Genomic DNA, 23,877 nt, shown 5'->3' on the forward strand with positions numbered 1-23,877 from the left:
CCAGAGCATCCTTGCATCAGGCGCCGGCCCGGAAATCGCATCCATGCCGGCAAGTCGTTATGGTTTGGCCGTTCGTCTGCCCAGATATGTCTGGATGGCGTTGAAGAGCATCAGCGCGACGATTGCGGCGATGAACGATTTGGAAAGCGGCGAGGCCCAGAATATCGAGAGCTCATAGCGCCCGAGCATCAGCGATCTGACGAAGCTGCCCTCGGCCATGGGTCCGAGAATCAGCCCCAGAATGACGGGTATCATGGGAAACCCGCCGAACTTCAGCGCCAGCCCCAGGAACCCGAACGCGACCGCAATCATCACGTCGACCATGGAATTTCGGACGGCGAACGCGCCGATGATCGAAACAACGATGATCAACGGGATCAGCACCTCGCGGCGCACGGCCAGGATCGACGTCATCGGGGCCGCCAGCAGGATGCCGATCGGCAGGATCAGAACCGACGAGATCAACAGCGCCAACAGCACCGCATAGGCGATCGGCGCGTTCTGAACCATGACTTGCGGTCCCGGCGCGATGCCGTGCAGATACAGCGCCGCCAGCATGACGGCCGTTGTCGCGTTGCCGGGAATGCCCAGCGTCAGGGTCGGCACCATGGTGCCGCCGGCCAGGGCGCTGTCGCAGGATTCCGAGGCCAGCACGCCGTCGGGGTTGCCCTTGCCGAACGTCTCCGGCGACCGCGACCGGCGCTTGGCGATCCCATAGCTGACGAAATTGGCCACCGCCGCGCCGACGCCGGGAATGGCGCCGAAAAGGACGCCAACCAGGGCGGCGCGCGCGACCTGGAACGGCCGCAGAGCAGAGTAGACGACGCCCTCCCACAACTGTGGGAGATTGCGCAGACCGACCCATCCGAGCACCTTGTCAAAACTGGACTGGCCGGCACTTCCATCCCCGATCACCGACCGGGCGAGCTTGTCGCCGCTATAGGTCCCGCGCCGGGCCATCTGGATCATTTCGTTGAACGCAAACAGGCCGATGACGGCCGCCACGATCGGTATATCCTCGTACAGTTCCAGAATGCCGAAGGTCATGCGCCCCTGAGCGGTGATGGGATCGGCCGAAATGGCCGCAATCAGCATCCCGAGCAGGCCTGCCGCCAAGCCCTTCCAGACATCGGTCCCCACCACGGTCGCGATCACGCTCAACCCGAACATGGCGATAAGGAACAATTCCGGCGGCCCTACTCGCAGAGCCATCAGCGACATCGGCCCGATGATCGACAAGGTGATGATCAGCCCAACCACGCCGCCGAACGCCGATGCCGAACGGGCAACGCCGATAGCCAGATCAACCTTGCCCGCCAGCGCCATGGGCCGGCCGTCCAGCGTGGTCGCGGCAGCGCCGGCAGTGCCGGGAATGTTCAGCAGGATTGCGGGCACGGCACCGGCAAACGTCGTTCCTGAATAGATCGCCGCAAACAGGATCAAGGCATCGTGAGGCGCCATCGCCAGCGAAAACGGCAGTAGAATGGCCGCGGCGTTCGGACTGCTGAACCCTGGCAGCACGCCCACGATGAAACCGACCACGAGGCCGGCGACGATCAGAAGCATGCTGGTCGGGGTCAGCAGTAGCGCCAACCCGGCCTGTATGCCTTCGAGAGTTCCCATCGTTCACCACACTCCCGGAAGCGGAATCTGAAACAGGCGAATGAAAAGCAGATAGATGGTGAGCAGCGTTCCGCCGGTTATGCTGATGATCCCGACCCACGACCGGTACCCCAGGGTGATCAGCACGCCGGGAATGAAAACCGCGACAGCGGGCAAGGTGCCGACCTGCGGCAGCACCGCGGCGAAGCCGATCAGCCACAGGCTGAGCGCGGCTGACGGTATCCAGTCGCGCCAGACAGCGGCGCCGTCGCTGCTTTCCGCGGCCATCGCCGGCGCGGCGTCGCGGTCACGCTTCGAACGAAAGGCCGCGAGAACCTCCCGCAGAATCACGATCAGCATTACCGGTACCAGGATGGCCATGAGAAAGCGGGGATATCCGGCGGCGATGAACTGCAGATCCCGCGATTCCCAGGCAAATACGGCCATGAACCCCAGGATCAGGAAGGGCACGGCAAGGCGCGCGGCCAATGCCTGAATCAACGAGGGCCCGTCCGATGGTGACGCCATCGGTTTCCTCCATTTTCCGACATTCATTGGCTGACAGATTTCCGAGGCCAATGGCCGGATTTTCGGGATAGAGACGACCGGATCGACAAGAGCAAGCCCCCGTGACCGGAAAACATCCGGCCACGGGGAATGCGGTCATCGGTCGGCGTCAGTCCTGGGCGTCGCGGGCGAACGCTTCCAGGCCCTCGCGCGCGTCACGGATCTGGGCGTCATACTCGTCGGCCGGCAGGAACGACAACCGATCCAGTTCGTCGAGTTCTTCGAGCTGGGCACGGTACTCTTCGTTGTGCAGTGCGGCCTCGACGGCGGCAGTCAGCATTTCGTAGCGATCCGGGTGATTGTCGCGGCAGGCTGCGGAGGTGAATATTCCGTAGCTCGGTCCCTGGGGAGGAAGATCCGTACCCAGCGCCTCGTTGATCGTCGGGGCGTCGTTGGTCTTGCCCGGCCACTGATTGGTATTCGCCGCCACACCCAGAACACGGGTATGTTCGGCAATCGAAAGGCTGTTGTAGACGGCGGCATAGTTCATATCCGCGTGGCCGCCGGCCAGAGCGTTACGCGCTTCCGATCCGCCGCCGAAAGGCACGATGTTGAACTCGACGCCCGTGGCTTCTTCGAGCTGTTTCGTACCAAGATAGTAGGCATCCTGGAACGAACCGGCGCTGACGATGACTTCGCCCGGATTCTCGCGGGCATGGTCGATCAATTCCTGCAGGTTCTCCCAGGGCGCGTCGTTGCGGACACGAATGACGCCGGCATCCACGCTGACCTGCGCCAGAGGAGCGAAATCGTCATAAGTATAGCCGGTTTCCTGGTTCATATAGGAAAAGATCAGATGCGGGATGCCCCACATCAGGATCGTCCGGCAGCTGTCATCGGAAACGGTCAACTGACCACCGACCGCACCGCCGCCGGCGGCGTGGTTCTCGACGACCAGATTGGCGTCGAGTTCTTCTTCCAGATAGGCTTCGAGCTGCCGGGCGGTGGTATCAAATCCGCCGCCGGCGCTGGAACCGACGATGAAACGCATCTGGCCGTCGTTCCACGAGGTATCGGCGTTTGCCGCTCCAGAAGCCCAGGCAACTGACGCGACGCCAGCCAGAAGAATTGATGATACCGCTTTTTTGGCGATCCTGGTCATGATTCCATCCCTATGTTTGTATAGCAAGCCGGACTCGACACATCTCAAGCGAGTAATGCGCGAAGCTGAAAACTCATTTCAAACATGCGCACGCTTAAGTTTTATTCCGGCAGCCATTTAATTTCTGATCGATCCCGGCAGCGAAGCGAAAAGCTACTTGCCTGCACGCCAGTAACGACACAACTTTAGGGCCAAAGGAAATTCCGGGCAAGACGGCCTGCACGATAGCAGATATAAGGATTGGATATGGGACGGCCGATGGGCAGACAGCGTAGAGAGCGTCCCGGAGGGAACCCGAATGGATCTGCGAAAACTCCGCTATTTCGTTTCAATCGCCGAGGCTGGAAGCTTCACCCAGGCGGCCCATGTACTGGGCGTGGCGCAACCAGCCCTTTCCCAGCAGATATCCGGCCTTGAGGGCGATCTCGGCGTCGAACTGTTCTATCGCACCGGCAGGGGGGTGGTTCTGACCGAAGCCGGGGCCGACCTCCTGCCACGGGCACAACACATCCTGGGCGATATCGAGGTCGCCCGCAACGAGATGGCCCTGCTGCGCGCGACTCCGCACGGCACGATCTCACTCGGGGTGCCGCCGTCTGTCAGCCATTCAGTCGTCGCGGGATTCGTCCTGCGGATGCGGGAGCGGTTTCCGAAAATCCGGTTGACGATTATCGAAGGGTCGAGCGGATTCATCAAGGAGTGGCTGAACAAGGGCCGTCTGGATATCGGCATTCTCTATCAGGTCGGATCTGAACAATCGCTGCCCGATGAGCGGCTGTTGGCGGAGGATCTGTCCCTGGTCGGAAAGGCCGACGACCCCATCATCGCCAATGGCAAGGTGGCCTTCGACACGCTCGCCGACTTGCCGCTGATCCTGCCGAGCCGGCCTCACGGCCTGCGCACCCTGGTCGACACGATCGCCCGCAGTCGATCGATCGAACTGAAATCGGTACTGGAACTCGACGGCGCGGCACTGATCCGCAGCCTGGTGAATTCCGGCTGCGGGTACTCTATCCTGCCCGACGTCACGGTCCGTCTCGATCTGAGTGCCGCCGGCGTCGGCTCGGCGAAGATCGTCGACCCGGTCATCACCCGGACGATGATCATCACCAGCACCAACGAGCGCCGCGCCAAGGCAACGACACGCACCGCCATCGCTCTTCTGCGCGAAGTCGTGGGCGATCTGTCTCACCTTCATGCCGCAGCGGCCGACCCGTCTATCCGCAATGAAATTGTGGCCGGCGTCGTCCCCAACTGATCGTCACACGATGAATTCGTGGCCGCGCGGGTGCTCATGAAGCATCCGATGCGCATAATGCGCCGCCCTGCCGACGACGGGCGGCGCCAGCTTTCCGGTCCGTCGCCGGGGATATGCAGCGATCGGGGTCGGCCCGGCATCACTCTGGCACGGTTGCGACTGCCCCTTGTTGCTTACGTTGCATACGCTTCCAGTTTTAGAAACAATATTATCGGCTGTTTTTGCTCGGTTTTTTTGTCCCCTGCCCCGGTTTTCGATAAAATCTTGCACTCAGCGCGATGTCCTGCCATGTTGGAATGAGTACGTATGCATTCGTTTGCAATTGGTGAAGCGGAACGGCCCATGGCTCAGATCATGTCAGGCCAGTTCAGGACTGACCCGGCAGGCGAACACGCCGCAGAGACAGGATCACAAAAAATTCGGAGGAAACCATGAAGACCAGCATTTTCACAGCGACCGCCCTCGTCGCGCTATTGACCGCCAACGTCAGCGCCGCACAGACCACGATCCGGATTGCCCATGCGCAGCCCGAAGCCTCGCCTCTGCACGAGGCACTGGATCATTTCAAAACCACGCTGGAAGAGCGTTCGGATGGCGGCTTCGTGGTCGAGCTGTTTGCAGGCGGACAGCTTGGCAGCGTCAGCGAAGCCACAGAGCTTGTGCAGTCGGGCAATATCGAAATGACGACAGGGGCGTCCGTCCTGCTGTCCTCAGCCGTGCCGGAGCTTGCGGTTCTGGACCAGTTCCTGCTGTTCGACGATGAGGAACATGCCCGCAATGTGCTGGACGGCGAAGCCGGCGACACAATTCTGGCCGCCATGGAAGAACGCGGCCTGAAGGGCATCGGCTTTCTGGAACTTGGCTTCCGCAGCTTCACCAACAGCCGCGCTCCCCTCGACAGCCTCGAGGCGTTCGAAGGTCTGCGCATGCGCTCGGCCGACAACCCGATCCAGATCAAGGCATGGCGGTCCATCGGCGCTGTGCCCGTGCCGCTGGCCTGGGGTGAAATCTATTCGTCCCTGCAGCAGGGTCTGATCGACGGGCAGGAAAGCGCGCTGTCGTCGATGGTCGTGGAACGCTTCTATGAAGTGCAGGACTACGTCTCGCTCACCGGGCACATCTACTGGCCGGAAATGTGGTTCGCCAATCTCGAATTCTTCAACAGCCTGAGCGACGAAGACCAGGCGCTGCTCATGGAAGTGGCGGCCGAAACGACTGACGTGCAGCGCGACCTCGTCGCCACGGCCAATGCCGAAACGCTGGACCAGCTGGCCGAAGAGGGTCTTGCCATAAACGAGCTTCCGGCAGAGGACCGTGCGGAAATGGGGGCGACAATGAACGCCGCCATCGAAGAGGATATTCGCGCCAGCGTCGGTGACGAATTTTACGACGCGTTCAGCGCTGCGCTGAACCAGTAATCCGCTTCGAGCGACCGACCCCTGACCGGGTCGGTCGCCCATGTGACAGGGAGCCGCGCAACATGTTCCGTCTGCTGCGCCTGATCGAGCAGTATTTCGAACCCGTGATCATTGTGACCAGCCTGGGTCTGGTGATCACGCTGCTCTTCGCGGATGTGGTCGCACGCTTTGCCTTTCAGACTTCGGTCTTCTGGGCAGGTGAGGTTGCAAGCTTTGCCTTCGTCTACATGATCTATTTCGGCATCAGCTACGCAATTCGCGAAAAGCGGCATCTGCGGGTGACAATGCTGGTCGAAATGGCCCCACCGCTGGTGCAGCGCGCCCTTCTGGCGCTCGCGGAAGTGGTTTTTCTTGTCTATTCCGTGATCGTCTGCTGGCTGGGAGTCGTGATCACGACCAACGCCATCGACCGCGGCCAGATCCTGTCGGCGACGCAATGGCCGACCGCATTTCTCTATGCTGCCATCATCTTTTCCGGCGCACTGTGCGTGCTCCGGTTGCTCTATTCGCTCTGGATGATCGTGCGCCATGGAGAGACCGTACTGTCCTCCCCGTCCGGGGGGGCTGCATGACCAGCGCCGTCCTTTTCGGAAGCTTCGTATTGCTCCTGCTGATCGGGGTGCCCATCGGGATCGCACTCGGGACTGCCAGCTTGCTGGCGATCAGCACGATTTCCTTCCTGACCTATGATTTTTACGCGCTCGGTCTGGTCAGCGGCGTCAATTCCTTCACGCTGATGGCGGTGGTCCTGTTCACGCTGGCCGGCAATCTGATGAGCCGCGGCGGTATTTCCCGCCGGCTGATCGCTGTGGCCGAAGCGTTTTTCGGTACGGCACCGGGCGGGCTTGGCACCGTCACCATCATGGCCTGCCTGTTTTTCGCGGCGATTTCCGGCACAGGATCGGCCACTGTGGCCGCGATCGGGCTGGCGATGATCCCGGCACTGGTGCGGCGCGGCTATGACCGGGCGTATGCCGGCTCGATGGTGGCATCGGCCGGGGCGCTTGGCGTCATGATCCCGCCATCGGTGGTGATGATCGTCTACGCGGTCACGGCCGGCGTTTCCGTGTCGGCGCTGTTTCTGGCGGGGATTCTCCCCGGCATCGTGATCGCGTTCGCGTTGATTCTGTTCAATATCTATCAGACCTGGCGTGGCGGCTGGGAAGCAGAGGCAGAGGCCGCCACCTGGGCCGAAAGGTTTCGCCGCGTCAATGACGCCAAGCTGGCGCTTCTGATGCCCGTTGTGGTGCTGGGCGGTATCTATGGCGGCATCGTCACACCCACTGAATCTGCCGCCGTAGCCGTTGTCTATGCGCTGATCGTGTCAACACTCGTCTATAAAGAGCTGAAATGGGCAGAGCTGCCGCGCATCATGCTCGATTCCGCGCTGCTGGTTGCGGCGGTGCTTGTCATCATCGGCGCCTCGGTCGGGTTCGGCCGGATCATAGCGTTGGAACGCATCCCGCTGGAACTGTCGCAATTCGTTCTCGGACTCACTCAAAACTGGGTCATCGTCCTTCTGGCCATTATCGTGCTTTTGCTGATCATCGGCACGTTTCTGGAGACTCTGGCGGCCATTGTCATACTGACACCGGTACTGCTTCCGATGATTACTCAACTCGGCGTCGATCCCATCCATTTCGGGATTATCATGATTGTGGCGCTGGCTATTGGTTTCGTCACACCGCCACTCGGGGCCAATCTGTTCATGGCCGCGCAGGTGGGCCAGATCCCCTACGACGATCTCGTGCGGCGAATCTTCAAATGGGTGCTGGTTTTGACCGCAGCGCTTCTGGTGATCGCTTTCTGGCCGGGGCTGTCGTTGATCCTTCCACGAATTCTGCTGGGATATGGCACTTAAAAAGGAGGCACTCATGACTATCGACCATCTCAAAACCGCCAAATCCGAAGCCGAGCGCAGCGAGGATGACGCCAGGACCCGCAGCGTGGTCGAGGCCACCCTGAAAGACATCGAAGCGCGCGGCGACGCGGCAGTGGCCGATCTCAGCCAGAAATTCGACAATGTGTCGCGTCCCTCGTTCCGCTTGACCCCGTCGGAGATCGAGGCTGCGATGCAAAAGGTCGGCACACGCGACATGGAGGATATCCGTTTCGCGCAATCCCAGATCCGACGTTTTGCCGAGGCACAGCGCGCGTCGATGACCGATATCGAGGTCGAAACCCTGCCGGGTGTCATCCTGGGTCACAAGCACATCCCTGTGCAGTCGGTGGGGTGCTATGTGCCCGGCGGAAAATTCCCGATGGTGGCCAGCGCGCATATGTCCGTCCTGACCGCAAATGTCGCGGGCGTGCCGCGCATCGTGGCCAGCGCACCGCCGGTCAAGGGGGAACCCCATCCTGCCATCGTTGCCGCCATGCATATGGGCGGGGCGCATGAGATTTATGTGCTGGGCGGCATTCAGGCCGTCGGCGCCATGGCGATCGGCACCGAAACCATCGACCCGGTCCATATGCTTGTGGGTCCCGGCAATGCCTTCGTCGCCGAAGCCAAGCGCCAGCTTTTCGGCCGCGTCGGCATCGACTTGTTTGCAGGCCCCACTGAAACCATGGTCATCGCCGACGACACCGTCGATGCGGAACTGTGTGCAACCGACCTGTTGGGGCAGGCGGAGCACGGCTACAATTCGCCGGCTTGCCTCATCACGACGTCGCGCAAGCTGGCCGAAGCCACGCTGGCCGAGATCGACCGGCTGCTTACAATTCTGCCCACCTCGGACACCGCCGCCATCAGTTGGCGTGATTACGGCGAAGTGATCCTGTGCGACAGCCATGACGAGATGCTCGCCGTCGCCAACGACATGGCCTATGAGCATGTGCAGGTGATGACCGACCGCGACGACTGGTACCTTGAGAACATGCACAGCTATGGCGCGCTGTTCCTGGGTCCGCGCACCAATGTCGCCAATGGCGACAAGGTCATCGGCACCAACCACACGCTGCCGACAAAAAAGGCCGGCCGCTATACAGGCGGGCTCTGGGTCGGCAAGTTCCTGAAGACCCATTCTTATCAGAAGGTAACCACCGATGAGGCCGCCGCCCATATCGGTGAATATGGCTCGCGGCTATGCATGCTCGAAGGCTTTGTCGGTCATGCCGAGCAGTGCAATGTCCGTGTGCGCCGCTATGGCGGCCGGAACGTGCCCTATGGCGAGGCTGCGGATTAACTCCGCATCTTCATCATGCCCGATGCCACCGGTCCTGTTGGTCCGGTCTTTTTAACAGAGCAGAGCAATGCCGCTTCCCGTGACACCATCCTTCCGCCTTGAAGGCCGCCGCGCCATCGTTACCGGTGCCTCCTCGGGCATCGGGCTGGGCTGCGCCACCGCTCTGGCAGAGGCCGGGGCCGAAGTGACGATGATCGCTCGCGGCGCCTCCCGGCTGAAGGACGCGTGCGCGCAGATCCGGGATATCGGCGGGCAGTCCGGATACGAAGTGCTCGACATTACCGACACGGCGGCGCTGCGCGCGTTGGTACAGCGCGACGGTCCGTTCGACATTCTCGTCAATGCCGCCGGTCTGGCCCGCCACAGCCCCGCAGTCGATACGACGGAGGACGATTTCGACGTCGTCACGGGCGTCAATGTGAAAGCCGCCTATTTCGCCGCCCAGTTCGTGGCACAGGGGTTGATCGCGGCGGGCAGGCCTGGCTCGATCATTCAGATCTCCAGCCAGATGGGGCATGTCGGCGGCATCGACCGCGCGGTCTATTGCGCAAGCAAACACGCGGTCGAAGGGATGACCAAGGCCATGGCCATCGAATGGGGGCCTCATGGCATTCGGGTCAACACGATCTGCCCGACCTTCATTCTTACGCCACTGTCCAAGCCCACATTCGACAATCCGGAGCGTCGCGCCTGGATCGAAAGCAGGATCAAGCTGAACCGCGTCGGACACATCGAGGATATCATGGGGGCCGTGCTCTATCTGGCGTCCGATGCCTCTGCTCTCGTCACGGGCACCGCGCTCAAGGTTGATGGCGGGTGGACAGCGGAATGAGTGGCGGAACGCGCATCACCGCAATGGATGTCGCCCGTCTGGCCGGTGTCAGCCAGTCCGCTGTCAGCCGATTCTTCACGCCCGGCGCCAGTGTCGCTCCGGCCACGGCAGACAAGGTTCGCGCTGCGGCGACAAAGCTGGGCTATACCCCCAACCCGCTGGCCCGCGCGATGATCACTGGCAAGAGCCGGATAATAGGGCTGGTGGTAACCTATCTGGAAAACCAGTTCTACCCAGTGGCGATCGAACGGCTCAGCCATGCGCTGCAGGCGCAGGGTTATCACATACTGCTTTTCATGGCCTCCAACGCGCCGGGCGAACTGGATCGGCTGGTCACCAATCTTCTGGCCTATCAGGTCGACGGCATCATCACGGCCTCGGTCGCCATCAGTAACGACGTGACCGTGCGCTGTGCCGACGCCGGTATCCCTTTGGTGATGTTCAATCGCGGCCAGCCTGGATCGGGTCTGTCCTCGGTGACGTCGGCCAACAGGGAAGGCGGGCGCAAGGTTGCCCGTTTTCTGATCGAAGGCGGGCATCAGCGCATTGCCCATATCAGTGGCTGGCAAGGCTCCAGCACGGGGCGCGACCGCCAGCAAGGGTTGATCGAAGGGTTGGCCGATCTCGGTGCATCGCCCATCGCGATCATCGACGGGCACTACGACCGCGACGTTGCCGCCGCGGCAACCCGCGAGTTGATGGGCGCAAGCAAGCCTCCCGACGCGATTTTCGCCGGCAACGATCACATGGCGTTTGCCGTGATCGACACGCTGAGGGCCATGGGCGTTGCCGTGCCGCAAGACGTGTCGGTGGTGGGCTATGACGATGTGCCCATCGCTGCCTGGCCCTCCTATGACCTCACGACGATGCGCCAGCCTGTCAATCGCATGGTCGAGGCGACTGTTGAAACGTTGATCAACCAAATTCAGGACCCGGACCGGCCGGTCCAGCAAATGGAGATCGACGCGCCGCTCATCATGCGCGGGTCGGCCCGACGCCCGGCCCCGAGCGCTGAAACTGAGGGCACATGAATGACTGCGCCCTGAAATGGCAGAATCCCCATTGGCGGGAACAACGAAACCGCGATCTGGAAACAGGTCCTTTGCACACAGGTGAGATATGACCCCAGAGGAAATGGAAGCGCGCATTGTTCGCTACGGCGACCTGCAGCCCTGCAAGACCGCCTTCATCGACGCCCACACGCCGGGCAGCGATCGGAAGGAAAATTTCACCATCATCGGGGGCGGCGTGTCCGAATCCCCTGATCAGCATGTCCATATCCACGAGACGCCCGGCTTCAATATCGGCGCGGCAGGCCAGCCGCCGAACTGCCGCAACTCGCTGCATTCACACCGCACGGCCGAAGTGTTCTTCGTGCTCAAGGGCCGCTGGCGCTTTTTCTGGGGACGCTGGGGCAATGCGGGCGAAGTTGTGCTGGAAGAGGGCGATATCTTCAACATTCCCACCGGCATCTTTCGCGGCTTTGAAAACATCGGTACCGACTACGGCATGATCATGGCCATTCTCGGCGGCGACGATGCCGGCGGCGGCGTGATCTGGGCGCCACAGGTGATCGAGGATGCACGCGATCACGGCCTTGTACTGGGCGACAACGGCAAGCTCTATGACAGCAAGAAGGGCGAAAGCCTGCCTCAGGGCGTTAGCCCCAAACCCACCCTGACCGACGAAGAACTCAAGGCGTTTCCCGAGCCCACCACGGCGGATGTCGTTCCAAACTTCGTCGCCCGTTACCGGGACCTGATGGCGCTGTCGGACCACCAGCCCGCCCGGGTGATCGGCGCCGACGCAAAGCTGCGCGATCGCCCCGGTTTCGAGGTCGAGTTCCTGTCTCGCAATTCCGTCTCCGACACTGCCTATGCGACCGACAGTCACGAGATCCTGATGCCTGTGCGCGGGCATTGGCGGCTTTCATGGGACGGCGGCACAACAGCGTTGAACCCCGGTGACACAGCCGCCATTCCGCCGGGATTGCCGCACAGCCTGGCTCCGGCGATGACCGGCGAATCCAGCCTTTATCGGATACGTAACACGGCCGATCCGGCAGGTCTTACGGGCCGTCTGACGTGACAATTCACAATCGAGCCGAAGCGCGGTTCTGAAGGCGGTCGTTATCGGGTCCGCCGGAATCCCGGCGGAAACGTCCGGCATTCAGCGGAACCGCTTCAACCGCGCTTTTTTGGGCCCATGAAGGAGAAACCAAATGCCCATTCGCAGCACCCATGTCGGTAGCCTGCCCCGCAGTCAGGACGTCGCTGATTTCCTTTTTGCGCGGGAACAGGGCAAGCCTTATGACACCGCCGCCTTCGATGCCTGCATGACCGCCGCCGTGCTTGAGAATGTGCGTCGTCAGAAAGAGGTTGGCATCGATATCGTATCGGATGGCGAATGCTCCAAGATCAGCTACGCCACCTATGTCAAGGACCGCTACACCGGCTTTGACGGGGACAGCCCGCGCAATGCGCCGGCCGACCTGAAGATGTTCCCGAGCTTCCTGGACCGGATCGCCAAATCCGGCGGAACGCCAAGCTATGCGCGCCCGCAATGCGTCGGGCCTGTTGAAAGCAAGAGCACTTCGGATCTGCAAAAGGACATCGCCAACCTCACAGCGGCCATGACAACCCATGGGGTCAGCGACGGGTTCATGAATGCAGCCTCACCCGGCGTGATCTCGTTGTTTCTGGAAAACACCTACTACAAGGACCGCGAAACCTATCTCTTCGCGCTCGCCGATGCGATGCGCGATGAATATCGCACCATTCTCGATGCCGGGCTGATGCTGCAACTGGATTGCCCCGATCTGGCGTTGTCGCGGCATATGCTGTTTACGGATCTCAGCGACGCGGAATTCGTGAAGATCGCGCGCACCCATGTCGATGCGCTGACCCACGCACTTGACGGTTTGCCGAAAGATCGTGTGCGCCTGCACATCTGCTGGGGCAATTACGAGGGGCCGCATTGCTGCGATATCGAGATGGCCGCCGTCTTCCCCATGCTGATGGCGGTTCCTGCGCGCTATGTGCTGTTCGAGACCGCCAATCCGCGCCACCGGCATGAATGGCGGTTGTTCCGCGATCGCGCGGCCGAGATCCCCGACGACAAGGTTCTGGTGCCGGGCGCGGTGGACACGACCAGCAACTTCATCGAACACCCGGATGTGGTGGCCGAGCAATTGCAGCATTTCGTCGATATCGTCGGCCCGGACCGGGTGATCGCCAGCAGCGATTGCGGCTTCGGCACATTTGCCGGATTCGGCGCGGTGGACCCGGAAATCGCGTGGGCAAAGCTGGCCACCCTGGCCGAAGGCGCACGACGCGTGAAATGACACCGCTTGTCCTGATCCCCGGCATGATGTGCGACGCCCGGATGTGGGGCGATATCCCCACCCATCTGCCCGCCCTTGTGCATCATGCGCTGCCAACGGGCGCGGACAGCATGGCCGGGCTCGCCGCGCGGATTCTGCACGACGCTCCCGATCGGTTCGCATTGGCCGGGTTGTCGATGGGCGGGATCGTGGCGATGGAAATGCTGGCTCAGGCGGCAGACCGCATCACGCGGCTGGCGCTTCTGGACACCAACCCCTGCGCCGAAGCCTCCGCCGTCCAGTCGCGTCGCGGGCCCCAGATCGACCGCGCGCTGTCGGGCGGCCTGGACCATGTCATGCGCGATGAAATGAAGCCGAACTATCTGGCCGAGGGGCCGCAGCGGGGCCCAATCCTCGATCTGTGCATGGACATGGCGCTTGCCGTCGGCCCTCAGGTTTTTCGCGACCAGTCCGTCGCCTTGCGCGACCGTGCCGACCGCCAGCAGGCGCTGGCGGCCTTCAAGGGTCCCGCGCTTGTGCTGATGGGCGAAGACGACCGACTCTGCCCCCGCGACCGGCACGAACGCATGCATGCGCTCATGCCGCAATCACGCTTCGTCATGGTGCCGGGGGCGGGCCATCTACCCCCACTCGAACAACCTCAGGCGACGGAACAAGCGCTGCGTCACTGGCTGGAGGAATAAATGGACCAGACCCTTTTGGCCCTGTTGAGCAAGGTCGATACCCCGACCGTCTGCAACGCCATCGAGACCGTTCAGGGCCGCCGCGGCTTTGCCGGCTTCACCCGCGGCACCATGATCTGTACGCAACCGGGCACCGCTGTCGTGGGCTATGCCGCCACGGCTCGTATCGCCGCGCTTGCCCCATCTACCGAGCCGCCGGAAGTCATCCGCGCGCGTCGCATGGCCTATTACAAGGCTATGCATGACGCGCCGAAGCCGTCGGTTGCGGTCGTCGAGGATCTGGATTTTCCCAATTGTATCGGTGCTTACTGGGGCGAAATCAACGCGACGGTGCACAAGGGTTTCGGCATGGCCGGGGCGCTGACAAATGGTGTCGTACGCGATCTGGCCGATCACCCCGAGGGCTTTCCGGTCATTGCGGGCAGCATCGGCCCCAGCCATGGCCATGTGCATGTCACGGAGCTGGGCACGCAGGTGCGTGTCTTTGGGCTGCATGTCGCGCAAGGCGATCTGATCCATGCCGACCGCCATGGTGCGTTGGTCGTCCCGCCGGATGTCGTTCCGGCCCTTGCCGAAGGCATCGACAAGCTGTTGAGCACGGAAAAGATAATTCTGGACGCCGCGCGCCGCCCGGATTTCGACTTCGCTGCATTCGAAGCGGCCTGGGCCGCGTTCGAAAAGGCACGCACCTGACACCAACCCGCGCTGCCATTGCCGGCCGTCGCATGTCAATCAATCGTCCCGGCGCAGCCGATCGGCCCCGGCATGGCAACCCGGGGCCGATCGTCAATGAGCCCGCCGGTTCCTAGCGCAGCAATTCGGTGATCCGTCGCACGGCGACGCGCCGGTTCTCCCGCGATGGGCCGAGGGTCGGCACCACCAGATCCTGCTCGCCATAACCCTGCGTGATCAGGTTTTCCGGCGGCACCTCATAGAATTCCGTCAACAACGACGCCACGGTGTCGGCCCGCCGGTCCGACAAGGTCAGATTATAGAGATCGGGGCCAACGGCGTCGGTATGGCCCTCGATCAGGAAGACCTCGTCCGGGTTGCGGTCGATAAGGTCGGCCAGCGTCTGCCCGATCTCATCCAGCGCCCGCACCTCGCTCGCGCCCAGTTCGGCACTGTTGGTGGCGAAGGTGACGGTGTCGAGTTCCAGGCTGGGGGCCAGCCACCGAAGCCGCTCGTTCTCGCGGATCTGGCGGAGCGAGTAGGCCTGTTCATGATCGCGTATCGGCGGCGCGGTCAACAGCGACCGAATATCAGCCTGCGACGACTGGCTGAGAGACTGCGAGACCCGTTCCTCGCGCCGGAGCCACGGCAGGTCTTCATCAATCGTCTCTACGGAAACGTCGGTGTCCCTCTCGTCGAACAGGACCACTTCGTCGCCGTTCGGCAGCCGACGGACACGCCGAACCGGATTTCCGCCAGCGTCCCGCAGGGTAATGACCTCGATCCCGTCAGGATAGGTCACGGTCACCCGGCTCCGGCCCTCGGCCAATTCCTCCACTGATACGGTACTGCCATCGGTGAGCAGCCGCTCGGTCTCGTCCTTACGCACGATCAACCGATCGTCCTGCTGGATGACCACACGATCATCATCCTGCGTAATCAACCGGCCGCCGAGTTCAGGAATCAGCGCACCAACGGCCCATCCTGCCGCACCAATGCCCAGCATGCGGATCAGTTCGTCGCGGTCACTGTCCTGCTCTTCCTCGGATTCCCCGGTCTCCTCGGCCGCCGCAGCCTCCTCGGCCTGACGCGCCAGCGCTTCCTCGACCGCACGCTCGATCGACTCCTGCTGCGCCTGTTCCAGCTCTTCCTCGCTCAGCGTCTCGGCGCTTCGCGCCGCCGCTTCGGCTTCGGCCTCGGTATCGGTATCGGAAGCCGCTTCGGTTTCTTCGGCTTCGACTGTTGCCTCGGTCTCGGCTTCAACCGTTGCCTCGGTTTCCTGCGTTTCGATGACCGCATCTTCATCGGCCTCGACAGCGGTTTCTTCCGCTTCCTCCGCCTGCGTTTCCTCTTCAGAGGCAGTCTCCGGGTCCGCTTCAGGATCCGTCACCGGCTCGTCGGCATCCTGGCTTTCGACCGGCTCATCGGCGCCGGTTGCCGTCGTTTCCGCCGCCGCGTCGGATTCATCCACCGCAGCATCAGTTTCTACACCGGTCGTTTCGCCGTCTTCAGCCGGTGCGTCAGGCTCTATCTCTGATGGTTCCGTTCCGGACTCCTCAACAGCCGTCGGCTCCTGCGTCTCAGGCTCAGCGTCGGCTTCTGGTTCCGACCCCGCTTCGGCTTCAGGCTCGGGCTCTGGTTCCGGCTCCGCTTCGGCCTCGGGCTCGGGCTCTGGTTCCGGCTCCGCTTCGGCCTCGGGCTCGGGTGCTGGTTCCGGCTCGGGTTCAGGCTCCGCTTCAGCCTCGGGTTCGGGCGCTGGTTCCGGCTCGGGTTCAGGCTCCGCTTCAGCCTCGGGTTCGGGCGCTGGTTCCGGCTCGGGTTCAGGCTCCGCTTCGGCCTCGGGCTCGGATTCGGGCGCGGGCTCTTGCGCAGCCTCCAGCGCGGCCGCTTCGGCTTCGGCCTCCGCCAGTGCGGCCGAAGCTGCCTCAAGCTCGGCTTCGGCAGCCTCTACATCGCCGCCTTCGGCCTGGGCGCGTTCGAGAGCCGTCCGGGCCGTTTCGACACGCGCACGCAGTTCCGTGACCGCTGTGATCGCCGATTCCATTGCAGCAGCATCATCCGTCGCCGCAACCGCCTCATTCACGGTTCCGCCGCTAACGGCCAGTACCAGCGAAAGTGCGGCGCCGCTCAGGAGCATCGAGTGGAAACGTCTCATCGGTCATTCCTTTACGTGCTTTGTCGGTTCATTGAATAAGAAACGCTTTCACAGGCCAAACGTTCCCACAGCGCCGATTGAACGCCGCGTGCAGGGGCGGGGAGGTTTCTGGCCCGAGGGTCAGCACGTCGTATAAATTCCGTCGACATAGACATCGGAGCAGATGATGCCACCCCAGTGATAGCCATCACCGATGGCGGTGCGGACATAAAACCAGGGGAAATCGAGGTAATAAAAGCCGCTGTCTTCCATGATATCCAGATAGTCGCCGTCGGCCAGCATACCCAGCGATCTGTACTCAGTGCCGGGTCCGGCACGCAGATGTCCGCCATAGGAATAGCCCTGCGAAAGCATATACGGCTGGGAGTATCCCCGGCTTTGCTCCTCGTAATATTCGCGCTCCATCTCTACGGCAGCCTGGAAATCGCCCTCGCATTGCTGTGGCACCCGGCTCCACCCCTGAACGGTCAGACAGTCCGTAATCGATTGGCCGGAACCGCACATGTTTGTCATAGCCGCGGCACAATAGTCTTCGCCCTGGGCGTAAAAATCGCCTGGCCGTTCATTGTAGTGACGCTCGGTTTCGAGCATCGACTGAACATCTCCAATACATTCGTTGGGAATGTTGTTCCAGTTCTGCTGATCGCTGAAGCACATATCCAGATTGGCGACGCCGCACAGCGCCGTGACCGCCCCTTCGCAAAACCCGGTTTTCGACTGCGCCCAACCCACATTGGCGCCGAGAATACAGACACCCGCAACAATTACCGTTGCGGCCAGAGACCTTTTCATTCCGAATTTGTTCCTTATTATTTTCCGACAAGAACCTGCCGACTGGCGTTATAAAATTATCCTGCCATGGATAGATAGGCAGAGATTCAAGCGGATTCATGGCAACGAACAGGCCGCGCGAAAGGTCCTCGGATCAGGCTGGACGAGCGCACCGACGACGCCGGAGCGCTCAAGTCCCCCTTCAGTGCCCCTGCCGCCGCAGCCGATTGACGGCCAGATCCATCGCCGACAGGAAACTCGACCGATCGCGTGGCGAGAAAGGTTTTGGCCCGCCGGTCACCTCGCCGGCTTCGCGCAGATCGGCCATCAGGTTACGGGTCGCCAGGGCCATGCCGATCGACTGTTCGCTGAAATGCTTTCCGGTCGGACCGATCACGGTCGCACCGGCCCCGACACAGCGGCTGGCCAGCGGAACATCGGCCGTGACCACGATCGCGCCGGGACGCGCGCGCTCGGCGATCCAGTCGTCGGCGGCATCGAAGCCGTCGCTCACCAGCACGCTGTTGAACAGCGGATTGCGGGGCACGGCGATATAGCTGTTGGCGACCACATGCACCGGCAACGAATACCGCTCGGCGACGCGGTATATTTCCGCCTTTACCGGACAGGCATCCGCATCGACAAAGACGATGATCGGCTGGGTCTCTGACGTCATCTGATATGGGCCTCGATTTCACTGACGATCCGGTCCCAGTCCCGCTCGTTCAATTCGTGTCCGGCGTCGTCAAGCGTGACCATCCGGGCATTTGCGACGGTATCAGCCAAGGCGGCACCGTGGGCATGGGAAAGATTCGGGTCGAACCTGCCATGGATGACGAGGAACGGCACGCGGATTTCACCAAGCCGCCCGATGAACCGGTCGCCGCCGGCCAGCATCGAATGGTTCATGGCGGCCCCGGGGATGCGCGCCCGATCATGCTCGGCAAGACGGCCCGTGTCTCATCGAAGGCGGCATTTCTTCCCGCTGAGATCCGGAAACTCTAGACGGCGAAATCGACGGCTGCATGTCGATCCGACCAATCAAGTGTCGCAATGCCGCCGAAATGCTCCAGCAGGTCCGGGTCCATCGGCGGCAGCGTCGGATCGTCCTCGTCGAAGCGGGCGGAACCGATCGCTGTCAACCTCGCCACCCGTTCCGGCCGCATCAATGTGACGAGTTGCGCCAGCATCCCGCCCAGCGAAATCCCCACCAGATGGGCGCGGGCAATGCCATAGCCGTCAAGGATTGCCAGCGCGTCACCCGCCAGATCGTCCAGCGAATAGTCCGGCTGGCCTGGCGGAGCGGTTGTCGACTGGCCGGTATCGCGATTGTCATAGCGAATGACGATTCGTCCCGTCGCCGCCAGCTTTGCGCACAATTCGTCCGGCCACCAGAGCATCGATGCCGTCGCGCGCATCATCAGCAGAATCGGCGGCTGCTGCGGGCCGCTGTCGTCGCCGAATGCTTCGGTTGCAAGCTCGACCCCCATCCCGCCGAACCACCTTTTCGATCGCCGTTTCACTGCCTCCACCCGCCGTCGCCGGTCCACCTTCTTAACGGTGGTGCACGTGCATGACAAAAATTTCATCGGCTTTGAGACCTTATTGACGCCAGTCATCGGTCAGCCCAGATAGATCGGCATGTCCGAAAATCGCATGCCGCCATTTACGCGCGCCTCGCTGGCGCTCGACCTGACGCGACTGGGCCTGCAGCCCGGCGACACAGTAATGGTGCACGCCGCAATCAGCCGCATCGGTCCGGTGCTGGGCGGTCCGGACGCCGTCATCGGTGCGGTGCTGGACGCTGTTGACGCGGGCGGGAACGCGGGCGGCACGGTCATGGCCTATGTCGATTGGGGCGTCGACTATGACGATCTTCTGGAGGAGGACGGCCGCGTCCCGGCGCAATGGCGCGCCCATATTCCGCCCTTCGACCCGGCCAGCGGCCGTGCCATTCGCGACAATGGCATTTTCGCGGAGTTCTTCCGCACGACACCGGGCGCGCGGCGCAGCGGCAATCCCGGCGCTTCGGTGGCGGCGATCGGCAGCCGCGCCGACTGGCTGACACGGGACCACCCGCTCGACTATGGCTATGGCGAAGGCTCACCCTTTGCAAAACTGGTCGAGGCCGGCGGCAAGGTGCTGATGCTGGGCGCGCCGCTGGACACCATGACGCTGCTGCATCATGCCGAACACCTGGCCCCGCTGCCGGGCAAGCGGATCCGCCGTTACGAAGTGCCGCTGGCCGGCCCCGAAGGCACGATCTGGCGCATGATCGAGGAGTTCGATACCACCCACCCGGTCTTGACGGGATTGGCCGAGGACTATTTCGCCACCGTCGTGCGCGATTTCCTCAACACAGGCGCCGGGGTGGAAGGGCATGTCGGCCACGCCCCGTCGGTCCTCGTGAATGCCGACGAGGTCTGTCACTTTGCCGTGGCCTGGCTACTGCGCACCGCCGGCTGATTTTTGTCCCCGAATCGAGTGGTCGAACCCCCTGGACCCAGAACAGGGCCTGTTGAATTCAGGACGCCGACCGCCTGATGGCCGCCGTTGCCAATCCCATTGCGACGAGAGCGCCACCACCGATCCGGGTAAGGGCGGGCACTACGGATGGCCGCACGATCCGGCGGCGCAATTTGTCTGCGAGCAAAGCGTAGGCAAGGGCATTCAAGGCCGCAAAACCAACGAAGGTCGCAACGAGCAACGCGAATTGCGGTGCCAGCGCAGCCTCCGGGACGATGAACTGCGGAACGAAGGCAATGAAGAACACGATGGATTTCGGATTGAGCGCCGTAACTGTCGTAGAATGCATGAACACCTGTCTGGGTGATACTTCCGATGTTTCGCCCAGCACGCCAATCGAAGCTGAAGGGGCGCTTCGGAATAACTTGATCCCGAGGTAGACGAGATAAATCGCACCGACCCATTTAAGAACCATGAACAAAGTGGCCGAGGCCAGAACGAGGGCCCCGAGCCCCGCCAGAGATGCGGTCATCGCGATCAGATCGCCCAGAGCAACACCCGCTGCCGTTGCCAACGCGACCCGGCGCCCCTGGCTGATCGCATAACTCAGAATCAACAGAACGGTTGGCCCCGGGATCAGAAGCAGGGCTATGGAGGCTGAGGAAAATGTAAGCCAGGCGTAAAAATCCATTCCAGCAACTCCAGGGCGGTCATTTGGCTGAAAGCAAGCCATAGAAGCCCCGGCGGTGTAAAGTTGCCTTTTTCGGATCGCATGGAGGGGTCAAGTCGGCGAGCGCCGGAGCCGTGTACTAACAGAAAATCGCTATACCCCTCCTGCTCCGACTGCTGGATGGCAAGGAAGATTTTCCCATTGGCATTTGCCGGGATGTCGTTTGTGATAGTAGACTGGTTTTCCGATGGCAATGGATGGCATCAGAGCCGCTGGCGACATTTCAGCACGGGCCGACCGATAGGGGCACCGAACCGGCAATACCCCACGAACAGCTTTCCGGCATAGCCGCGCACAGATGTCACGATGACGGATGGAGAGGCGCCGTCGAAAGCCTTTCAGTTTCCTTGGAGGATCCGGATGATCGACCTCATCCTCACCACCTTTGATTGGGTTCCGGAAATACCGCGGGGGTTCGTGCGCGATTTGCGTGTACGCTGGGCGCTGGAGGAGGCCGGGCTTCCCTATCGGGTCGAGAGCGTCCCATTCGGTGAAAGGAACGCCGGCCATTTTTCGCACCAGCCCTTTGGCCAGGTTCCCTGGCTGAAAGATGGTGACATGTCGATCTTCGAGAGCGGCGCAATCCTGCTGCATCTGGGAGAGATGAGCGACGCGCTGATGTCTACCGATCGGCGTGAACGCGCAAGAGTACTGGAATGGTTGTTCGCGGCGCTCAATTCAGTCGAGATGGCAAGCTTGCCCTGGTCCATATTCCAATTCACCGGCGACACGCAGAGCGGTCCGGGACGAAAGCAACTGGATGCATTCCTCAAGGCGCGGCTTCAACACATGGAAACGGCCTTGACGCAGCGCGAATGGCTGGCCGGATCCTTCTCGATCGCTGATATACTCATGGCAGATGTACTGCGCCTCGTCGATCGCTTCGATGGGCTGGCGGAATTTCCCACCTGCCGTGGCTATGTTGCGCGCGCCGTGGATCGTCCCGCCTTCGCAAGGGCATACGCGGATCAAATCGCCCATTTTGCTGCGGCTGACCCGACGACGTCTGTCTGAACGCCTCAGGCTCGGATGCGTCGGGCTCTGCGACAGTTCCTCTTCCTTCCAGTCGCTCGAACGTATGGATCTGCAATCTGGAGCGGACGCCAACCAGGGCAGGTTCGTATGCCATCTTCAAAACGAGTGCGACATTGTTGAAATTCGTTGAGTATTGCCGACAATTTGACCAGTCGCGCGTTATCCGACGAGGGCCGCGCGCAAGGCCGGTATATCGTCCAGGACACAGTCGACAAAGGCGGCGATGCGGGGTGTCCTGCGCAAATCCGATGGCGTCAGCAAATACCAGGCGCGCGTGAGTTCCGGGACCGGCGGCAGGATTCGGACCAGCGTCTCCTCGGCATCGCCGAGCGTCGTGGGCAGCGGCGCGACACCGACCCCGGCTTTCACCGATGACACGACGCCGAGCATGCTTGAACAGCGGCTTGCGATTCGGGCACCCGGGACCGCCGTTGGCAGCCATGTGGCGACACGGTGGTTCTGCATGATGCCGTCGAAGCCGATCAGCGCATGCTTTGCCAGGTCGGCAATGCTTTCGGGCTGCCCATGCTTCCGGATGTAGTCCTTGCTGGCGTAGATGGCCCATACCGAATCGCAAATCCTGCGGCCCATGAGGCGTTCGTCCGTTGGCTCGCCAGAGCGGAAAGCTACGTCGGCCTCTCCCTTGACCAGGTCCAGATATCGGTCGCTGGTGACGAATTCTACCGTAAGGCCGGGATAGCGGGCATTGAAGCGGTCGAGCAGGCCCGATGCGGCAATGCGGGCTACGGTCGGTTCGGGACAGGTCAGGCGGATGACGCCTTTCAGGTCGTGCTTCAGCGAGTCGATCTTCCGTTCGAGGTTTTCGACGGCGGTCTCGACGGCCGTGACGTCGTCGATCACCGCTTCGCCCAGTTCGGACAGGCGGTACCCCGCCGGCTGTCGTCGAACGAGGGTCAGGCCGGTGCGTCGTTCAAGCTCCAGCAGCCTGCGATGAACCGTCGACTGGTTGACGCCGAGCGCCCTGGCCGCCGCAAGCGTGCTGCCGCTACGTGACACGGCAATGAGGTGGCGCAGGTCGTTCCAGTCGAACATGGCGGCCATTATGCACTTTTGCACGGCACTTTGGCAGACAAGCTGCTGCCGCCAGAGCGTCGAAAGAACTAGCCTCCCAGCAGATACGAAGGGAGAAAATCATGCACGAGAAATCGGACGTTGGCACCATGATCGCCGGCCTTGCGGTCGGTGTCACGCGCAGCGCGCAGAACGAAGGCCTGGCGAAGCTCACGCCAATTCATCGCGAAGTGGCAAGAGGGATGCCGAGGACGCGCGATCAGGAAATCAGAGTGCTGTTCGCCACTCTGCTGCCGGGCGATGTCACACCCTACCATTCGCACCGCCATCCTGTGACAGTCTATATGCTGGAGGGAATATTCACGCTTGCGCTGGACGATCGCGCCGCGGTCGATATCGAAACCGGTCAGGTTTTCGTCGAGCCGTCAGGCGTCAATATGACGGGCAGCAACAAGGGCGATGTTCCGGCGCGCATGGCCCTGTTCTACGTCTGCGAGCCCGATGAGCCGTTCGCCGATCCAGCCAGTCCACACTGAAACAGCGTCGATACACGCTAATGCTGTTCTCGGCATTATTGTGCGGGAGATGAAAGATCGGCAGAAAAGCATGAGCCGAAAATGGCGCGCCCCCCGAGGACGAAGTCCGAACTCTACAAGAATCCGGGCAAGCTGTTCGAACGAAGCGAGAATGGCGCGCCCCGAAGGACGAAGTCCAAACTTTACAAGAACCCGGGCAAGCTGTTCGAACGAAGTGAGAATGGCGCGCCCGGGAAGATTCGAACTCCCAACCTCCTGATCCGTAGTCAGGTGCTCTATCCAATTGAGCTACGGGCGCGGCGTCGAGGCGGATCGCGTTGACCGCCGACGAGATGGCCGGGAAACTAACCACATCGTCTCGGCTTTGCAAGGCACTTTTTGCAGGTTCGGCCGCACCGGTTCCGCGGCGGTCGGCGCAGGGCGGAAAAACCATCCTGGGTGGTGGTGTGCCCAAATTTGGTCATGGCGAAAAAGACCGCGCCCGCTTAGA

At 61.9% G+C, this 23,877-nt stretch carries 24 protein-coding genes and 1 tRNA gene; 14 read left to right on the forward strand and 11 right to left on the reverse strand.

Annotation, left to right across the window (positions count from 1 at the left end; genetic code table 11):
* Positions 1-57 precede the first annotated feature (57 nt).
* The 3 genes from ABZ728_RS21110 to ABZ728_RS21120 form a co-directional block, all read right to left on the reverse strand.
* Positions 58-1,623, reverse strand: coding sequence for a tripartite tricarboxylate transporter permease (locus ABZ728_RS21110; RefSeq protein ID WP_366658383.1), 1,566 nt, complete (start codon positions 1,621-1,623; stop codon positions 58-60).
* A gap of 3 nt (positions 1,624-1,626) precedes the next feature.
* A complete protein-coding gene (locus ABZ728_RS21115; protein ID WP_366658384.1) occupies positions 1,627-2,130 on the reverse strand; it encodes a tripartite tricarboxylate transporter TctB family protein in 504 nt (167 codons plus the stop codon).
* Positions 2,131-2,278: 148 nt separating this feature from the next.
* The gene (locus ABZ728_RS21120) at positions 2,279-3,271 is read right to left on the reverse strand and encodes a tripartite tricarboxylate transporter substrate-binding protein (RefSeq protein ID WP_366658386.1); all 993 of its coding nucleotides are present in this window, start codon (positions 3,269-3,271) and stop codon (positions 2,279-2,281) included.
* Between the two features lie 298 nt (positions 3,272-3,569).
* Here ABZ728_RS21120 and ABZ728_RS21125 point away from each other — a divergent pair, with 298 nt between their 5' ends.
* From ABZ728_RS21125 to ABZ728_RS21175, 11 genes are all read left to right on the forward strand, one after another.
* Positions 3,570-4,529 (forward strand): LysR family transcriptional regulator, encoded by a 960-nt coding sequence (locus ABZ728_RS21125; protein ID WP_366658388.1) that lies wholly within the window; start codon positions 3,570-3,572, stop codon positions 4,527-4,529.
* Between the two features lie 431 nt (positions 4,530-4,960).
* The gene (locus ABZ728_RS21130) at positions 4,961-5,947 is read left to right on the forward strand and encodes a TRAP transporter substrate-binding protein (RefSeq protein ID WP_366658390.1); all 987 of its coding nucleotides are present in this window, start codon (positions 4,961-4,963) and stop codon (positions 5,945-5,947) included.
* A 62-nt stretch (positions 5,948-6,009) separates the two neighbouring features.
* A complete protein-coding gene (locus ABZ728_RS21135; RefSeq protein WP_366658391.1) occupies positions 6,010-6,519 on the forward strand; it encodes a TRAP transporter small permease in 510 nt (169 codons plus the stop codon).
* The gene (locus tag ABZ728_RS21140) at positions 6,516-7,808 is read left to right on the forward strand and encodes a TRAP transporter large permease (RefSeq protein WP_366658393.1); all 1,293 of its coding nucleotides are present in this window, start codon (positions 6,516-6,518) and stop codon (positions 7,806-7,808) included. Before ABZ728_RS21135 ends, ABZ728_RS21140 begins: the two co-directional genes overlap by 4 nt.
* Positions 7,809-7,821: 13 nt before the next feature.
* Positions 7,822-9,132, forward strand: coding sequence for a histidinol dehydrogenase (gene hisD / locus ABZ728_RS21145; RefSeq protein ID WP_366658394.1), 1,311 nt, complete (start codon positions 7,822-7,824; stop codon positions 9,130-9,132).
* A 67-nt stretch (positions 9,133-9,199) separates the two neighbouring features.
* On the forward strand, positions 9,200-9,964 hold the full coding sequence (locus ABZ728_RS21150; RefSeq protein ID WP_366658396.1) for an SDR family oxidoreductase: 765 nt from the start codon (positions 9,200-9,202) through the stop codon (positions 9,962-9,964).
* Complete coding sequence (locus tag ABZ728_RS21155; RefSeq protein ID WP_366658397.1) at positions 9,961-10,995, forward strand: LacI family DNA-binding transcriptional regulator; 1,035 nt, start codon at positions 9,961-9,963, stop codon at positions 10,993-10,995. The genes ABZ728_RS21150 and ABZ728_RS21155 overlap by 4 nt, the downstream gene beginning before the upstream one ends.
* A gap of 88 nt (positions 10,996-11,083) precedes the next feature.
* Positions 11,084-12,052, forward strand: coding sequence for a cupin domain-containing protein (locus ABZ728_RS21160; protein WP_366658398.1), 969 nt, complete (start codon positions 11,084-11,086; stop codon positions 12,050-12,052).
* A 133-nt stretch (positions 12,053-12,185) separates the two neighbouring features.
* Entirely contained in the window at positions 12,186-13,307 is a 1,122-nt protein-coding gene (locus ABZ728_RS21165; RefSeq protein WP_366658399.1) for a cobalamin-independent methionine synthase II family protein, read from the forward strand.
* Positions 13,304-13,990, forward strand: coding sequence for an alpha/beta fold hydrolase (locus ABZ728_RS21170; RefSeq protein ID WP_366658401.1), 687 nt, complete (start codon positions 13,304-13,306; stop codon positions 13,988-13,990). The genes ABZ728_RS21165 and ABZ728_RS21170 overlap by 4 nt, the downstream gene beginning before the upstream one ends.
* Positions 13,991-14,683 carry an RraA family protein gene (locus ABZ728_RS21175; RefSeq protein ID WP_366658402.1) on the forward strand — a complete coding sequence of 231 codons (693 nt, stop codon included), beginning with the start codon at positions 13,991-13,993 and terminating at the stop codon, positions 14,681-14,683.
* Between the two features lie 112 nt (positions 14,684-14,795).
* Here ABZ728_RS21175 and ABZ728_RS21180 read toward each other — a convergent pair whose 3' ends face one another.
* From ABZ728_RS21180 to ABZ728_RS21200, 5 genes are all read right to left on the reverse strand, one after another.
* Positions 14,796-16,817, reverse strand: coding sequence for an OmpA family protein (locus tag ABZ728_RS21180; protein ID WP_366658403.1), 2,022 nt, complete (start codon positions 16,815-16,817; stop codon positions 14,796-14,798).
* 120 nt (positions 16,818-16,937) lie between these two features.
* Positions 16,938-17,609: a hypothetical protein gene (locus ABZ728_RS21185; protein WP_366658404.1), complete on the reverse strand. Its 672-nt coding sequence runs from the start codon at positions 17,607-17,609 to the stop codon at positions 16,938-16,940.
* A gap of 181 nt (positions 17,610-17,790) precedes the next feature.
* A complete protein-coding gene (locus ABZ728_RS21190; RefSeq protein WP_366658422.1) occupies positions 17,791-18,243 on the reverse strand; it encodes a YaiI/YqxD family protein in 453 nt (150 codons plus the stop codon).
* A gap of 17 nt (positions 18,244-18,260) precedes the next feature.
* Positions 18,261-18,497: an alpha/beta hydrolase gene (locus ABZ728_RS21195; protein WP_366658406.1), complete on the reverse strand. Its 237-nt coding sequence runs from the start codon at positions 18,495-18,497 to the stop codon at positions 18,261-18,263.
* A 92-nt stretch (positions 18,498-18,589) separates the two neighbouring features.
* Positions 18,590-19,078: an alpha/beta fold hydrolase gene (locus ABZ728_RS21200; RefSeq protein ID WP_366658408.1), complete on the reverse strand. Its 489-nt coding sequence runs from the start codon at positions 19,076-19,078 to the stop codon at positions 18,590-18,592.
* A 151-nt stretch (positions 19,079-19,229) separates the two neighbouring features.
* Here ABZ728_RS21200 and aac(3) point away from each other — a divergent pair, with 151 nt between their 5' ends.
* The gene (gene aac(3) / locus ABZ728_RS21205) at positions 19,230-20,054 is read left to right on the forward strand and encodes an aminoglycoside 3-N-acetyltransferase (protein ID WP_366658409.1); all 825 of its coding nucleotides are present in this window, start codon (positions 19,230-19,232) and stop codon (positions 20,052-20,054) included.
* A gap of 58 nt (positions 20,055-20,112) precedes the next feature.
* Here the strand turns inward: aac(3) and ABZ728_RS21210 are convergent, their stop codons facing one another.
* Complete coding sequence (locus ABZ728_RS21210) at positions 20,113-20,745, reverse strand: LysE family translocator (protein WP_366658410.1); 633 nt, start codon at positions 20,743-20,745, stop codon at positions 20,113-20,115.
* A 399-nt stretch (positions 20,746-21,144) separates the two neighbouring features.
* Between ABZ728_RS21210 and ABZ728_RS21215 the strand changes: the two genes are divergently transcribed.
* The gene (locus ABZ728_RS21215; RefSeq protein ID WP_366658411.1) at positions 21,145-21,798 is read left to right on the forward strand and encodes a glutathione S-transferase family protein; all 654 of its coding nucleotides are present in this window, start codon (positions 21,145-21,147) and stop codon (positions 21,796-21,798) included.
* Between the two features lie 180 nt (positions 21,799-21,978).
* Here the strand turns inward: ABZ728_RS21215 and ABZ728_RS21220 are convergent, their stop codons facing one another.
* Positions 21,979-22,881, reverse strand: a complete 903-nt coding sequence (locus ABZ728_RS21220; protein WP_366658412.1) for a LysR family transcriptional regulator — start codon at positions 22,879-22,881, stop codon at positions 21,979-21,981.
* Positions 22,882-22,973: 92 nt separating this feature from the next.
* Here ABZ728_RS21220 and ABZ728_RS21225 point away from each other — a divergent pair, with 92 nt between their 5' ends.
* Positions 22,974-23,387: a cupin domain-containing protein gene (locus tag ABZ728_RS21225; protein WP_366658414.1), complete on the forward strand. Its 414-nt coding sequence runs from the start codon at positions 22,974-22,976 to the stop codon at positions 23,385-23,387.
* Positions 23,388-23,608: 221 nt separating this feature from the next.
* Here the strand turns inward: ABZ728_RS21225 and ABZ728_RS21230 are convergent.
* Positions 23,609-23,685: transfer RNA gene (locus tag ABZ728_RS21230), tRNA-Arg, on the reverse strand.
* Positions 23,686-23,877: the final 192 nt, after the last annotated feature.

The sequence above is a fragment of the Fodinicurvata sp. EGI_FJ10296 genome (assembly GCF_040712075.1).
In the GTDB taxonomy this organism is placed as follows: domain Bacteria; phylum Pseudomonadota; class Alphaproteobacteria; order DSM-16000; family Inquilinaceae; genus JBFCVL01.

Bases quoted from the DNA above. Each gene is read 5' to 3' on its own strand.
- ABZ728_RS21110 (WP_366658383.1), bottom strand. From the start codon at position 1,623: ATGGGAACTCTCGAAGGCATACAGGCCGGGTTGGCGCTACTGCTGACC.
- ABZ728_RS21115 (WP_366658384.1), bottom strand. From the start codon at position 2,130: ATGGCGTCACCATCGGACGGGCCCTCGTTGATTCAGGCATTGGCCGCG.
- ABZ728_RS21120 (WP_366658386.1), bottom strand. From the start codon at position 3,271: ATGACCAGGATCGCCAAAAAAGCGGTATCATCAATTCTTCTGGCTGGC.
- ABZ728_RS21125 (WP_366658388.1), top strand. From the start codon at position 3,570: ATGGATCTGCGAAAACTCCGCTATTTCGTTTCAATCGCCGAGGCTGGA.
- ABZ728_RS21130 (WP_366658390.1), top strand. From the start codon at position 4,961: ATGAAGACCAGCATTTTCACAGCGACCGCCCTCGTCGCGCTATTGACC.
- ABZ728_RS21135 (WP_366658391.1), top strand. From the start codon at position 6,010: ATGTTCCGTCTGCTGCGCCTGATCGAGCAGTATTTCGAACCCGTGATC.
- ABZ728_RS21140 (WP_366658393.1), top strand. From the start codon at position 6,516: ATGACCAGCGCCGTCCTTTTCGGAAGCTTCGTATTGCTCCTGCTGATC.
- hisD (WP_366658394.1), top strand. From the start codon at position 7,822: ATGACTATCGACCATCTCAAAACCGCCAAATCCGAAGCCGAGCGCAGC.
- ABZ728_RS21150 (WP_366658396.1), top strand. From the start codon at position 9,200: ATGCCGCTTCCCGTGACACCATCCTTCCGCCTTGAAGGCCGCCGCGCC.
- ABZ728_RS21155 (WP_366658397.1), top strand. From the start codon at position 9,961: ATGAGTGGCGGAACGCGCATCACCGCAATGGATGTCGCCCGTCTGGCC.
- ABZ728_RS21160 (WP_366658398.1), top strand. From the start codon at position 11,084: ATGACCCCAGAGGAAATGGAAGCGCGCATTGTTCGCTACGGCGACCTG.
- ABZ728_RS21165 (WP_366658399.1), top strand. From the start codon at position 12,186: ATGCCCATTCGCAGCACCCATGTCGGTAGCCTGCCCCGCAGTCAGGAC.
- ABZ728_RS21170 (WP_366658401.1), top strand. From the start codon at position 13,304: ATGACACCGCTTGTCCTGATCCCCGGCATGATGTGCGACGCCCGGATG.
- ABZ728_RS21175 (WP_366658402.1), top strand. From the start codon at position 13,991: ATGGACCAGACCCTTTTGGCCCTGTTGAGCAAGGTCGATACCCCGACC.
- ABZ728_RS21180 (WP_366658403.1), bottom strand. From the start codon at position 16,817: ATGAGACGTTTCCACTCGATGCTCCTGAGCGGCGCCGCACTTTCGCTG.
- ABZ728_RS21185 (WP_366658404.1), bottom strand. From the start codon at position 17,609: ATGAAAAGGTCTCTGGCCGCAACGGTAATTGTTGCGGGTGTCTGTATT.
- ABZ728_RS21195 (WP_366658406.1), bottom strand. From the start codon at position 18,497: ATGAACCATTCGATGCTGGCCGGCGGCGACCGGTTCATCGGGCGGCTT.
- ABZ728_RS21200 (WP_366658408.1), bottom strand. From the start codon at position 19,078: ATGGGGGTCGAGCTTGCAACCGAAGCATTCGGCGACGACAGCGGCCCG.
- ABZ728_RS21210 (WP_366658410.1), bottom strand. From the start codon at position 20,745: ATGGATTTTTACGCCTGGCTTACATTTTCCTCAGCCTCCATAGCCCTG.
- ABZ728_RS21215 (WP_366658411.1), top strand. From the start codon at position 21,145: ATGATCGACCTCATCCTCACCACCTTTGATTGGGTTCCGGAAATACCG.
- ABZ728_RS21220 (WP_366658412.1), bottom strand. From the start codon at position 22,881: ATGGCCGCCATGTTCGACTGGAACGACCTGCGCCACCTCATTGCCGTG.
- ABZ728_RS21225 (WP_366658414.1), top strand. From the start codon at position 22,974: ATGCACGAGAAATCGGACGTTGGCACCATGATCGCCGGCCTTGCGGTC.